General features: G+C 65.4%; 11 protein-coding genes. 10 read left to right on the forward strand and 1 reads right to left on the reverse strand.

Annotation, left to right across the window (positions count from 1 at the left end; all coding sequences use genetic code 11):
- The first annotated feature begins 116 nt into the window (after positions 1-116).
- From pdhA to ABIB49_RS13730, 3 genes are read left to right on the forward strand one after another with little or no spacing between them, the layout of a single operon-like run.
- Complete coding sequence (pdhA, locus tag ABIB49_RS13720) at positions 117-1,334, forward strand: pyruvate dehydrogenase (acetyl-transferring) E1 component subunit alpha (protein ID WP_253032070.1); 1,218 nt, start codon at positions 117-119, stop codon at positions 1,332-1,334.
- Positions 1,331-2,455: an alpha-ketoacid dehydrogenase subunit beta gene (locus ABIB49_RS13725; protein ID WP_354157169.1), complete on the forward strand. Its 1,125-nt coding sequence runs from the start codon at positions 1,331-1,333 to the stop codon at positions 2,453-2,455. Before pdhA ends, ABIB49_RS13725 begins: the two co-directional genes overlap by 4 nt.
- Before the next feature lie 2 nt (positions 2,456-2,457).
- A complete protein-coding gene (locus ABIB49_RS13730; RefSeq protein ID WP_354157170.1) occupies positions 2,458-3,900 on the forward strand; it encodes a dihydrolipoamide acetyltransferase family protein in 1,443 nt (480 codons plus the stop codon).
- Positions 3,901-3,972: 72 nt separating this feature from the next.
- Here the strand turns inward: ABIB49_RS13730 and ABIB49_RS13735 are convergent, their stop codons facing one another.
- Entirely contained in the window at positions 3,973-4,905 is a 933-nt protein-coding gene (locus ABIB49_RS13735) for a LysR family transcriptional regulator (RefSeq protein ID WP_253032073.1), read from the reverse strand.
- A 170-nt stretch (positions 4,906-5,075) separates the two neighbouring features.
- Here ABIB49_RS13735 and hisD point away from each other — a divergent pair, with 170 nt between their 5' ends.
- The 7 genes from hisD (at position 5,076) to ABIB49_RS13770 (ending at position 12,112) form a co-directional block, all read left to right on the forward strand.
- Complete coding sequence (hisD, locus tag ABIB49_RS13740; protein ID WP_253032074.1) at positions 5,076-6,395, forward strand: histidinol dehydrogenase; 1,320 nt, start codon at positions 5,076-5,078, stop codon at positions 6,393-6,395.
- A gap of 26 nt (positions 6,396-6,421) precedes the next feature.
- Positions 6,422-7,234, forward strand: a complete 813-nt coding sequence (locus ABIB49_RS13745) for an ABC transporter substrate-binding protein (RefSeq protein WP_282358590.1) — start codon at positions 6,422-6,424, stop codon at positions 7,232-7,234.
- Between the two features lie 78 nt (positions 7,235-7,312).
- Entirely contained in the window at positions 7,313-7,966 is a 654-nt protein-coding gene (locus tag ABIB49_RS13750) for an amino acid ABC transporter permease (RefSeq protein ID WP_226775722.1), read from the forward strand.
- Positions 7,959-8,795, forward strand: a complete 837-nt coding sequence (locus tag ABIB49_RS13755) for an amino acid ABC transporter ATP-binding protein (protein WP_226775721.1) — start codon at positions 7,959-7,961, stop codon at positions 8,793-8,795. The genes ABIB49_RS13750 and ABIB49_RS13755 overlap by 8 nt, the downstream gene beginning before the upstream one ends.
- Positions 8,796-8,971: 176 nt before the next feature.
- Positions 8,972-9,787, forward strand: coding sequence for an MBL fold metallo-hydrolase (locus ABIB49_RS13760; protein ID WP_253032078.1), 816 nt, complete (start codon positions 8,972-8,974; stop codon positions 9,785-9,787).
- A 118-nt stretch (positions 9,788-9,905) separates the two neighbouring features.
- Positions 9,906-11,318: a MinD/ParA family ATP-binding protein gene (locus ABIB49_RS13765; RefSeq protein WP_226775719.1), complete on the forward strand. Its 1,413-nt coding sequence runs from the start codon at positions 9,906-9,908 to the stop codon at positions 11,316-11,318.
- A gap of 59 nt (positions 11,319-11,377) precedes the next feature.
- Positions 11,378-12,112, forward strand: a complete 735-nt coding sequence (locus ABIB49_RS13770) for a GAF and ANTAR domain-containing protein (RefSeq protein WP_226775718.1) — start codon at positions 11,378-11,380, stop codon at positions 12,110-12,112.
- The last annotated feature ends 25 nt before the right edge of the window (positions 12,113-12,137 follow it).

Raw genomic sequence — 12,137 nt, forward strand, 5'->3', positions numbered from 1 at the left:
TGTCTTCTAGAGTAAGGCAATTCTCTGGACTTCTCCACGATTTCCGCGAGAGCTGGATACGAAACATCGCCCAGCCCCATAATTGGAGTGAATAGTGGCTACAGAAGGACGGACCAATGACGATCTCCGCAGACCACCCTGCGCAGCCCGCAGCGCAGGACCAGATGGCAGGCGCGGCCAATGAGGCCGTGCGCAAGTTCGGCATCACGGTCGAGGACTACATGCTGCCCGCCCGGCACCAGATCCAAATGGTGGGTCCGGACGGCACGCTGAACCCCCACACCGAGCAAGGCACCCAGCCCGGCCACGAGTACAGCCTGCCCGGCGAGGCGGAACTGATGGCCGCATACGAGCAGCTCGTCGTCGGGCGCCGCGTCAACGATCAGAACTCAGCCCTCGTCCGGCAGGGCAGGATGGCGGTCTACCCCTCCAGCCACGGCCAGGAGGCCTGCCAGGTCGCAGCGGCGCTCTGCCTGTCCGACGGCGACTGGATGTTCCCCACCTATCGTGACTCCGTGGCCGTGATGGCACGCGGTGTGGATCCCGTCCAGACCATGACGCTGTTCCGCGGCGACTGGCACGGCGGCTACAACCCCGCCGAGCACAAGGTCGGTATCCAGTGCACCCCGCTGACCACCCAGCTCCTGCACGGCGTCGGCGTCGCCCACGCCGCCAAACTCCGCGGCGAGGACACCGTTGTCCTCGCCATGTGCGGTGACGGCGCCACCAGCGAAGGCGACTTCCACGAGGCACTGAACTTCGCGGCCGTCTTCCACCTGCCGGTTGTGTTCTTCGTCCAGAACAACCAGTACGCGATCTCCGTGCCGCTCGCGCACCAGTCGGTCGCACCGTCGCTCGCCCACAAGGCCGTGGGTTACGGGATGGCCGGCGAACGGGTGGACGGCAACGACATTGTGGCCCTCCTCGCGGTGCTGGGCCGGGCGGTCAAGCTGGCCCGGGAAGGCTCCGGACCGCTGCTTGTCGAGGCCCACACGTACCGGATGCAGGCCCACACCAACGCCGACGACGCCACCCGCTACCGGCAGGACAGCGAGGTCGCCGAATGGGTGGCGAAAGACCCGCTGAGCCGGATGAAGACCTACCTGACGGACCGGGGACTGCTCGATGACGGCCGCACCGCCGCGATCGCAGAAAAGGCCGAAGCCGTTGCCACGCAGCTGCGCGAAGGACTCAGCGAGGAGGTCCCCGTCGATCCGCAGGACCTGTTCAAATACGTCTTCTCTACTCCCACTCCCCAGTTGAAGGAGCAGTCCGCAATGCTCGCCGACGAACTCGCCCGGGACGCCGCATCAACGACGGAGGCCGCGAAATGAGTCCCACCATCACCACCTCGTCCGAGGCGAACGGCAACGTCAGCGCCGCGACCGCGCAGGCCGCGGCAACGGCAGCCGCCAAGGCAGCGGTCAAGGCCGAGCAGACCGGCCCGCAGACCATTACCCTGGCCAAGGCCCTGAATGCCGCCATGGCCGACGCCATGCACGCCGACCCCTCGGTCCTGGTTTTCGGCGAGGACGTTGGTATGCTCGGCGGCGTCTTCCGCATCACCGACGGCCTGACCAAAACCTTCGGCAAGAGCCGCTGCTTCGACACCCCGCTGGCCGAGTCCGGCATTGTCGGCATGGCCGTGGGTATGGCGATGAACGGCATGCGCCCGGTCATCGAGATGCAGTTCGACGCCTTCGCCTACCCGGCGTTCGAACAGATCGTCAGCCACGTGGCCAAGATGCACAACCGCACCAAGGGCGGCGTGAAGCTGCCCATGGTCATCCGGGTTCCCTACGCCGGCGGCATCGGGGGAGTGGAGCACCACTGTGACTCCTCCGAGGCCTACTACGCCCACACCGCCGGGCTTAAGGTCTTCACCCCGGCCACTGTGGCGGACGGCTACCGGATGCTCCGCGAGGCCATCGATTCCGATGACCCGGTGATGTTTATGGAGCCGAAAAAGCTCTACTGGTCCAAGGACCAGGTGGACCTGGACGCGCTCCGGGCCGAACATGCCGCGAACACCGAACGCGGCACGTCCTCGGAAGGCCGCGCCGCCGTCGCCCGCCCCGGCACCGACGCGACGCTGATCGCGTATGGACCGTCCGTCCCGACGGCGCTGGCTGCTGCTGCCGCCGCCGCCGAGGAAGGCCGCTCGCTGGAAGTGATCGACGTACGCTCGATTGTGCCCTTCGACGACGAGACGGTCTGCGCCTCGGTCCGCAAGACCGGCCGCGCGGTGGTTATCGCCGAAGCGCACGGCTTCGCCTCGGTGGCCTCCGAGATCGTGGCCCGGGTCCAGGAACGCTGTTTCCACCACCTCGCCGCGCCGATCCGCCGGGTCACGGGCTTTGATGTGCCGTACCCGGCACCCAAGCTCGAGCACTACTACCTGCCCGGCGTGGACCGTATCCTCGACGCCGTTGACGACCTCCAGTGGGAGAACTGACCATGCGCGAACCGAAAGTATTCCTCCTCCCGGACCTTGGTGAGGGCCTCACCGAAGCCGAACTGGTCAGCTGGCTCGTGAAGGTGGGCGACGAAATCCGCGTCGACCAGCCGATCGCCGAGGTGGAGACGGCCAAGTCCATGGTCGAGGTGCCCTCCCCTTACGCCGGCACCGTCGCCGTGCTGCACGGCGAGCCGGGCCAGACGCTCGACGTCGGGAAGCCGCTGATCTCGGTGATGCCGGTTGGTGCGGCTCCCGCGGTTGAGTCTGCCGCAGCCCCGGTGGCTGAGCCGGCCGCAACCCAAGATGCCGCGGCAGAGACCTACCGCGAGGAGGAGAAGGCCGGGTCCGGGAATGTCCTCATTGGGTACGGGACTCCGGGCGGGCATGGGGTTGCCCGGCGGACCCGGGCTTCCAAGCGGGCTGTGGCGCAGGTGCCTGAGGCCGAGAAAGCTGCCGATGATCTGTTGCTTATGCGGACCCGGGTTCCCGGGAAGCTGGGGGCTGTGATTTCTCCGCTGGTCCGGCGGATGGCTCGGGACCATGGGGTTGATTTGGGGGATCTCCAAGGTTCGGGAGCCAGCGGGCTTATTATGCGCCGCGACGTTGAGGCGTTCATCAAGCCGGCGCCTGTGGTTGAGCCCGCCGGAACCAGGCCGGTCGAAACGCCGGCGGTATCAACGGATGTGGCCGCCGCGATCACGGACACGGATGCCCGCACGGGGCTTGGGATCTCCGGACGCACGGCTGTCCGCGGCGTGCGCAAGGCCGTCGCGGCGAACATGGCGCGCAGCCGGTCCGAGATCCCGGAGGCCACGGTCTGGGTCGATGTCGACGCCACGGCGCTGGTGGAGCTGCGCGCCGCGCTGAAGAACGCCGACCCGGACCACACCCCGGGCTTGCTGGCGTTCATTGCCCGCTTTGTTACTGCCGGCCTCAAGAGGTTTCCGGAGTTGAACTCCCGGATCGTCAGCGCCGGGGACACCGCCGGTGGGGCCGGCCAGGAGATCGTGGCCTTCGACGGCGTCAACCTCGGTTTCGCGGCCCAGACCGACCGCGGCCTGATGGTGCCGTCCGTGCGCAACGCTGACAAACTCAGCGCCCGCGAACTGGACGCCGAAATCCGGCGGCTCACCGGCGTCGTCCGCGAGGGCAAGGCAACCCCCGCGGAACTGGGCAGCGGCACGTTCACGCTAAACAACTACGGCGTCTTTGGGGTCGACGGCTCGGCCGCGATCATCAACCACCCCGAGGTAGGCATCCTCGGCGTCGGGCGGATCATCGACAAGCCCTGGGTAGTCAACGGCGAACTCGCCGTGCGCAAGGTCACCGAGCTGACGCTCACCTTCGACCACCGCGTCTGCGACGGCGGAACCGCCGGCGGCTTCCTGCGTTTTGTGGCCGACGCGATCGAGAACCCGGGGTCGGTACTGGCCGACTTGTGAGGAACGGGGGAGCCGGACCAGCGCCTGCCGGAGGCGCTGGTCCGGGGGTGCAAGCGGCGGCCGGCGGCCGGACTAGCGCACAGTTGCCCGCCTGATGTCCTGCCCCGGCGGCACTTTGGACAGCAAGGTCCGCGCTGCCATTTGCGCCATCTTCCGTGTTGCCGGGGAAAGATAGGCGCCCTCCCGTTGGACAAGGGCGATTGTGTCGAACAATGGTTCTGCAAAAGGGACAGCGTGAACGTTTTTCGGAAAACCCGGCGCGCTAACTATTGCGTGGGGGACAAAAGTGTCGGCCGCGCCGGCGGCAACCAGGCCCAGGGCGGTATCGACATGTTCCACCTCGATTGCCGCATCGATTTTCAGCCCCTTGAGCCGGGCACGCTCCAAAATCTGCCGCCGGGTGGGATCACGCCAGCCGGCAAAGGCGTCATAAAGCACCAGCTTCGACTCGGCGAGTTCCTCAGTGGTCACGGGGCCGCGCGATGGGTTACGGGTAGCCGACACGTAAAAAACTTCGTCACGAAAAAGCGGCCTGACCTGGAGGCCGGCCTCTGCAACCGGCAGGACAATCAGCCCGGCCTCAATTTCGCCGGAGGCCACCGACTCGGCCACTGCCAAGGAGTTCAGTCCGATGAGGCGCACCTTCACCTTGGGGTAGCGCCGGTGAAATCGCTGCACCAGGTCGGCCAGGTCGTAGTACGCGCCGTAACGCAGAACGCCGAAGGTGCAGACGCCCCCTTCCAGCGAAGACATGGATTTCAATGCCTCCACGCCGTTGTCGAAAGAGGTGACGGACTGCAACGCATGCACCTGCAGTTCAACGGCAGCCGTCGTGGGAAGAAGGCGCCGCCCGCCCCGAATGAAGAGGCTGTGCTCAAGCTCGTGTTCCAGCCTGCTGATGAGCTCGGAGACGGAAGCCTGGCTTGTTTCCAGCTTTCGTGCCGCGGCGGTGAAAGAACCGAGCTCATAGGCGGCGAGAAAGGCCCGTAGTTGCGCAAGGGTCATGGGCCCACTCTAGTCAGCGAGCGGAATCCAGGGGTTTTGTGGCGCCGGGAGATACCACCACGGGTCTGTTACCTGCGTGAAACACAAGCCGCCAGCCATCGGGTCACCCTATTGCGGGCACCCGTTAGCGTCCCGTTGTGCGATAGGAACGGACTGAGTAGCTTGGACCTATGCAGATTTCCAGCCGTGATGCGGCACACATTCAGGGCAGTTTCCTGGTCCTGAAGAGCCCGGCCATTGGCGGCGTTCCCGCCCAGCGGCTTCCCGACGTCGTGGAGACGGTGTCCGCCATGCTCGCTGACATTGAGGCCAACGGAATGGACGCCGTCCTTAAGTACGCTCGTCAACTCGACGGATGGCAGGGCTCCAACCTTGAACTTAGCCAGGCCGCTCTGGCCAAAACCGGCGACGGGCTCTCCCCGGACCTGCGGGAGGCCCTGGTGGCCAGCGCAGAGCGGACCCGGCTATTTGCGGTGGAGCAGCGCGAACACCTCAGTGATTTTGAAACCGAGCTGCTCCCCGGCGTTTTCGTCGGCCAGAAGTACGTCCCCGTGGGGCGCGTTGGAGCGTATCTCCCCGCGGGAAGGTTCCCCATTCTGGCCAGTGCCTTTATGACGGTTGGGGTCGCCAAGGCGGCCGGCGTTCGCAACGTCGTGGCCTGCACCCCGCCTGCCGGACCCGACGGCGGGAACCCCGCCGTCCTCTATGCCGCCTATCTGGCCGGCGTGGACCGGGCCTTCGCCCTCGGGGGTGTGCAAGCCATGGCCGCCATGGCCTTCGGGCTCCTGGACGAACAGCCAGCGGACATACTTGTCGGTGCCGGCAATGCCTACGTCACCGAGGCCAAGCGGCAACTCTTCGGTCGAGTCGGTATTGACCTGCTGGCGGGCCCGTCGGAAGTCGCCGTGATCGCCGACGAAACCGCCGACGCAGAGCTGGTTGCCGCCGATCTCCTCGGCCAGGCCGAACATGGCCCGCAGTCACCGGCGTCCCTGGTCACCACCTCACGCGAGCTGGGCGAAGAGGTAATCCGGCAGATCGACAAACAACTGCGGACGCTGGCCACCCGCGACATCGCCGGGCCGGCCTGGCGGGACTACGGCACCGTCTACGTGGCTGAAGACCGGGCAACGGCAGTGGAGATTATGGACCTCCTGGCGCCGGAGCACCTGGAAATCCAGACCGCCGACGACGCGTACTATCACGGGAACCTGCGCAACTACGGCTCCATCTTCCTGGGGCCGTGGTCCACCGTGGCCTACTCGGACAAGGGCTCGTCCGGCACAAACCACGTACTTCCCACCGGCGGCGGTGCCCGGTCATCAGCCGGGCTCTCCGTGGCACGCTTCCTCAAACCGCTCACTTTCCAGCGGGTCGAAAAAGACGCAACCCCGCGTCTGGCCAACTACGTCACAACGATTTCGGACGCCGAAGGCATGGCAGCCCACAAGGCCACCGCCACACTCCGCCTCGACCGCTTCATCCGATAGACAACAATCTCTAACAAAGGCCCGTTATGACTAAGACAAAAACGCTCCGCACCCGATTCGCCGCCCTCGTGCCGATGGGTGTTGCAGTCGCCCTGGCCATGACCGCCTGCGGCTCAACAGGCGGCGCAAGCAGCGGGGGTGGCACCGACCAAAAGACCATCACCATCGCGACGTCCAACGATGCGCCATTCTCTTTTACCGACCAGGCCAGCGGAGAGCTCAAAGGCATCGATGGGGACATGATCAATGCCATCGCCGAAGCCAAAGGCTGGAAGGTCAAGGTCTTCACCTCCGAGTTCGCTACGCTGATCGCGGCGCTTAATGCCAAGAAGGCGGACGTGATCGTCGACGCCATGTACATCACCGATGACCGCAAGAAACAAATCAACTTCACCGATCCCTGGTACACCGAGGGTGAAGCCATGGTGGTCCCCTCCGATTCAACCCTGACCTCACGCGACGATGTAAAGGGAAAGGTCCTCGGCGCCCAGACCGGCACCGTATTCAAGGACCTGGTGGACAGCCTCGGTGGCAGCCAGGTTAAGCTTTTCGACTCGCAGGCAGCCCTGCTCGCCGCCGTGGAGAACAAGCAGGTTGATGCTGTTTTCACCGACAGTGCAGTGATCGGCTACAGCCTGGTCCAGAAGCCGAACCCGAAGCTGAAGCTCGTCTCCCCGTACAAGCCGTTCTACCCGGGCATCATCGGCGCCGGCGTCCGCAAGGATGATACCCAGTTGCTGGCGGACCTGAATTCCGGACTGGCAGATCTCAAGAAGACCCCCAAGTACCTTGAGATCCTCAAGAAGTACGGCCTGGACGACTCGAACATGAGCAAATAACTTTCAGAATCACGCAGGGGCGGCGGCATCCCCAACACTGCCCGCCGCCCCTGGCCGACCCTCATTTAGGGATTCCAAGTGGACTTTATTAACAACACCTTCGCCGTGTTCCCAGCCCTCCTTCAGGCGGTTCCCGTTGTCATTCAACTGGCCCTCGGCGCCATGGTCCTGGCCCTCGTGCTCGGCCTGCTGGTGGCCCTGGCACGCATTTCCTCGCTCAAGATCCTTCGCGCTATCGCCACCGTCTACCTCGAGGTCATCCGCGGCACTCCGCTGCTGGTCCAGCTGGTCTACATCTTCTTTGTGCTCCCCAGCATCGGCGTCAGCATTGAGCCCGTGCCGGCCGGCATCCTCGGACTTGGGCTGAACTACGCTGCCTACCTGTCCGAGGTTTTCCGGTCCGCGATCCTGTCCGTGGAGCACGGCCAGACCGAGGCTGCGCTGTCCCTTGGGTACACCCCCAGCAAAACGCTGTGGAAGGTGGTTATTCCCCAGTCTTTCGTGGTCTCCATGGGGCCGATCGGCAACTACTTCATCGCCATGATCAAGGACACGGCACTGACCTCGGTGATTGCAGTGACCGAGATCCTGAAGACGGCCAACATCCTCAACAGCCAGACCTTCCAGACCACGGCCATCTACACCGCCGCGGCCATACTTTATCTGATTATCAGCCTTCCACTCTCGCGCGTTGTGGTAGTGCTTGAACGAAAGGCACGGGCCAATGGCTGACGAGACCATTATTGATGTCCGGGACGTCCACAAGACCTTCGTCTCGGAGACCAAGCCGAACCTGTGGCAGCGGCTCAGGGGCAAGCCCCACGTGCAGAAAAGGGTCGAAGTGCTCAAGGGCGTGGATCTCGTGGTTCACCGCGGCGAGACGATCGCCATCCTGGGGTCAAGTGGATCCGGCAAAAGTACCTTGCTGCGCTGCATGAATAAGCTCGAGACGATTGATGCCGGCCGTATCTACGTCAACGGACACCTGATCGGCTACGACGAACGCAACGGGGAACTGGTCGCCGAAAAAGCATCCATCACGGCCCAAAAACGGACCGACATTGGCTTCGTATTCCAGCATTTCAACCTGTTCCTGAACAAGACGGCCTTGGGAAATGTCATGGCGCCCCTCCGGGACGTCAAGAAGCTCTCAGCGGTCGAGGCCCGGGCGATCGCTGTCCCCAACCTGGAAATGGTGGGTCTGGGCGAGAAGATGGACAACTATCCCAGCAAGCTTTCAGGCGGCCAGAAGCAGCGGGTTGCGATTGCCCGTGCCCTCGCCATGGATCCCGCCGTGATGCTCTTCGATGAGCCGACCTCGGCGCTGGATCCCGAGCTGGTGGGTGAGGTCCTCGCTGTCATCAAGAAGATCGCCCAGCAGGGAACCACCATGGTGATCGTGACCCACGAGATGCAATTCGCCCGGGACATTGCGGACCGAATTGTCGTGATGGACCAGGGCGTCATCGTGGAGGAGGGGCCGCCGGCCCGTATTTTCACTGACCCGCAACATCCGAAAACCCGGGCGCTCCTGAGCCGCTCGGGCATCCTGCCAGCCTAGGCACTGCCCGCAGCGGGGCAGGCGAACACCCGGGAGCGGGTACGTTTCCCGGGCATCCGCCTGCCCAGCTGCGGGACAAGGCCTTCATTCCCGGCCCCCGTTCAGGCTCCGTGGGTAGAATCGGGGGCAGAACATCGCACCAACGACGCCGGAACACCGCGGAATACGGAGATTTAATGTCACGATGGCTCGAGGCTGGCCCGGACAACTACGTCCTGACCACCCAAGGTTCCCTGCTCAACACAGGCCTGGTGGTCGGCTCCGAACGAGCCCTGGTGATCGACACCGGCAGCGGACCCCGGCAGGGACGCGAGATCCTTGACGCCGTGCGGGAAAAGACACAGTTGCCGCTTGTTGTTGTCAACACGCACGCCCATCACGACCACTTCTTCGGCAACGCCGTGTTCGCCGAAGCTGGCGCGACAGAGTTCTGGGCGCATGAGAACTGTGCTGCGGAAATCGCCGAGAACGGCGGCAGCCAGCGCCGCGCGGTTATTGCCGGCGAGCCGGAAATGGCTGCCGGCGAGGGCGGCAACACCGAAATCGTCGTTCCCAACGCCATCGTTAAGGATCAGCCGGTCCTGCTGGACCTCGGCGGCCAAAGCGTTACGTTCTTCTACCTCGGGTGCGGTCATACGGACGGCGACCTGCTGGTGGGAACGGCCACCACACTTTACGCCGGTGACCTTGTGGAGCACGGCTCGCAGCCTTCTTTTGAGGATTCCTACCCGGAGGAATGGGCCGACGCCCTCCGCCATCTCTCGGCGCTGCGCCACCGCTATGAGTTCCTGATCCCTGGCCACGGCGAGCCGTGCAGCGACCAGTTCGTCAAGACCATGGCCAACACCATGACCACGGCGGTGCGGCAGGCCACCCAGGCGACCCGGGAGACGCCGGACGACGCCACCAAGGCCATCCCCATCCTGCCCTACGGGCCGGTGCAGTCCCGCTGGTTCATCAGGCGCCTGCAGGAGACCCGGGCGCGCCGCTGAGCCTGCTGCCCGGGACCGCTATTGGCAGGGGCACCCGGGACAGCGCCTAGAATTGGGGTTGAACCAATTCAAACGAGCACCGCAGCGGTCTGCGCTGTGAGTCCCAGGGGGGACCAATATGCCCGATCCGGTGGACAACAACACAGCCAAGGCCGGCGCGCAGGTAGAACAACCCGAACTTCGTCGCCGGCGTGACCGCCGCCGCGGCGGGGACTCCGACGCCCGGACAGGAACCATGCCAATCACCACCTCTGACCCCGTCGAGAGCGAAGCGGCCCGTCCGCTGCGCCGTAATTCCTGGGCTGAGGCCGCGGAAGCGGCCGACGAACGACAAGCCGCCACGGTTGCCGTTCCCGTCATCCGGGAGGTCCCCTCCGCGCCCGAGCCGCCAGCAGTCCCGCCGGCGTCGGCCGCCTCCGATGCCAACCCGCCGGCAGATCCGGACGGCGAGGCGTTGGAAGACCCGGCGTCCGAGCCGCGCTCCTTCCCCGCGTCGCGCCGGTCGGCGTTTCCGGCGGCGCCGGAAGGTGCCCCTGCCGTGCCGGCCCTCCCCAGCCGGGCCACTCGCTCTGCCAGCCGGGCTGCCGCCCTGAGCGCGCCCGCCCCCGATTTCATTAGTTCCCCGGGGCTCTTTGTCCGCGAGCAGAAGCCACGCCCGGTCGGCGGACTCCGCGGTGCCCTCTACGCCCTGACCGGCGGCGGCGTGAACCTGGGTCCGAGCGCACGCCAGCGCGAAGAAGACGAGCTGGCGAGGCGCATCTCCCGGCAGCTCCAGGGCAGTTACAACACGGCCGTCCTGAGCCTGAAGGGCGGCATCGGCAAGACCTCCACGACCGTGGGCGTCGGGCTGACCCTGGCTGAGTTCCGCGGCGACCCGCCGTGTGCCATCGACGCCAACCCTGACTCCGGGGACCTCGTGGAGCGCGCCCTCGGCGAGGGCATCTATCAGCAGCAGAGCCCGCGAACCATCACAGACCTGCTGAAGAACATCGAATCAATTGATTCCCTCACGGCCCTGGCCCGGTACATGCATCATGCGGGCCGGTTGCACCTGATTGCCGGTGAACAGGACCCCGAGGTTTCCGACTCCCTGACCGCCGAGGAATACCTGCAGATCCGCAAACTCATCTCCGGGTACTACTCGGTGGCCCTGACCGACTGCGGAACCGGCGTCACGCACAACGCCATGAGCGGCATCCTGCAGTCGGCGGACAACCTGATCATCGCGGCAGGCTACGCCGTCAGCGGCGCCAAGCGCGCGCGCAGCACCCTGCACTGGCTCGCCGACCACGGCTACGAAGAACTGGCCCGCAACGCCATCGTGGTCATCACGGACAAGGACGAGGTCTCCTCCCGGGTAGACAAGGACGCGATCGAGGACCACCTGTCCGGCATTTGCCGCCAGCTGATCGCCGTGCCGCATGATCGCGGCGTGGCCGACGGCGACCTTGTCACCCTCGATGTGCTCCGCCCGGAAACCCGGCGCGCTTACCGTGAAATCGCTGCGGCAATCGTGGACGGCTACCTCTAGGCTTTGGACGGCGGGGCCAGCTAAGTTGTTTCGCCCCGGGGACCGGCTTAGATTGAGGCATGACTAACAACGTCGGGGACGAAGCCGCCCTGCAGCTGCAGGACCTTCTGATGGGAACGGAGAACGTCGAGGATTTCCTCGGCCGCCTCGCGGAATTCTCGGCGGCCACACTCAGCCACGCCGCAGGCGCCGGGATCGAATGCGGCGTGACACTGCAGCGCCGCAAGAAGACCATGACGGTGGCGGGGAGCAGCCCCCGGGCGGTGGTCCTGGACCGGATCGAACAAAGCATGGGCGATGGCCCGTGTATCGAAGCCCTGCGGACACGCTCCGTGACTCTGCTGGCCGACGTCGCCACCGATCCGCGGTGGCCCGGCTACCAGCTGGAGCTCGCGGCGCAAGGCTGCCGCAGTGTCCTGGGGGTGCCCCTGGAAATCGGCGAGGATGCGGCTGCCGCCCTGAACTTCTTCGGCTCAAGTACCGGGCTTTTCACGGCGGAAATTATTGCCGAAGCGTCCGGCTTCGCCGACCTCGCCGGCCGCTCCCTCCGCTTGGCTGTCCGGATCGGCACGGCGCAGTCCCGGGCCGAGGACCTCAAAGCCGCCATGGAGCACCGCACCTCCATCGATCTCGCCTGCGGCGTCGTGATGGCCCAGAACCGCTGTTCCCAGGAGGAAGCGATGGGCATCCTGACCAAGGTTTCCAGCAACCGGAACCAGAAGCTCCGCGACATCGCGGCCGGGGTGCTCCGGAACCTCACCGGCGGGGAAGTCCGAACCCACTTCGAGGCCTGAGCTGCCAGGACCGCAGCCAGTCCTA

It is taken from the genome of Arthrobacter sp. UYCu512 (genome assembly GCF_040547075.1).
Taxonomy (GTDB): domain Bacteria; phylum Actinomycetota; class Actinomycetes; order Actinomycetales; family Micrococcaceae; genus Arthrobacter.

Bases quoted from the DNA above. Each gene is read 5' to 3' on its own strand.
- ABIB49_RS13725 (WP_354157169.1), top strand. From the start codon at position 1,331: ATGAGTCCCACCATCACCACCTCGTCCGAGGCGAACGGCAACGTCAGC.
- pdhA (WP_253032070.1), top strand. From the start codon at position 117: ATGACGATCTCCGCAGACCACCCTGCGCAGCCCGCAGCGCAGGACCAG.
- ABIB49_RS13765 (WP_226775719.1), top strand. From the start codon at position 9,906: ATGCCCGATCCGGTGGACAACAACACAGCCAAGGCCGGCGCGCAGGTA.
- ABIB49_RS13735 (WP_253032073.1), bottom strand. From the start codon at position 4,905: ATGACCCTTGCGCAACTACGGGCCTTTCTCGCCGCCTATGAGCTCGGT.
- ABIB49_RS13730 (WP_354157170.1), top strand. From the start codon at position 2,458: ATGCGCGAACCGAAAGTATTCCTCCTCCCGGACCTTGGTGAGGGCCTC.
- ABIB49_RS13755 (WP_226775721.1), top strand. From the start codon at position 7,959: ATGGCTGACGAGACCATTATTGATGTCCGGGACGTCCACAAGACCTTC.
- ABIB49_RS13745 (WP_282358590.1), top strand. From the start codon at position 6,422: ATGACTAAGACAAAAACGCTCCGCACCCGATTCGCCGCCCTCGTGCCG.
- ABIB49_RS13770 (WP_226775718.1), top strand. From the start codon at position 11,378: ATGACTAACAACGTCGGGGACGAAGCCGCCCTGCAGCTGCAGGACCTT.
- hisD (WP_253032074.1), top strand. From the start codon at position 5,076: ATGCAGATTTCCAGCCGTGATGCGGCACACATTCAGGGCAGTTTCCTG.
- ABIB49_RS13760 (WP_253032078.1), top strand. From the start codon at position 8,972: ATGTCACGATGGCTCGAGGCTGGCCCGGACAACTACGTCCTGACCACC.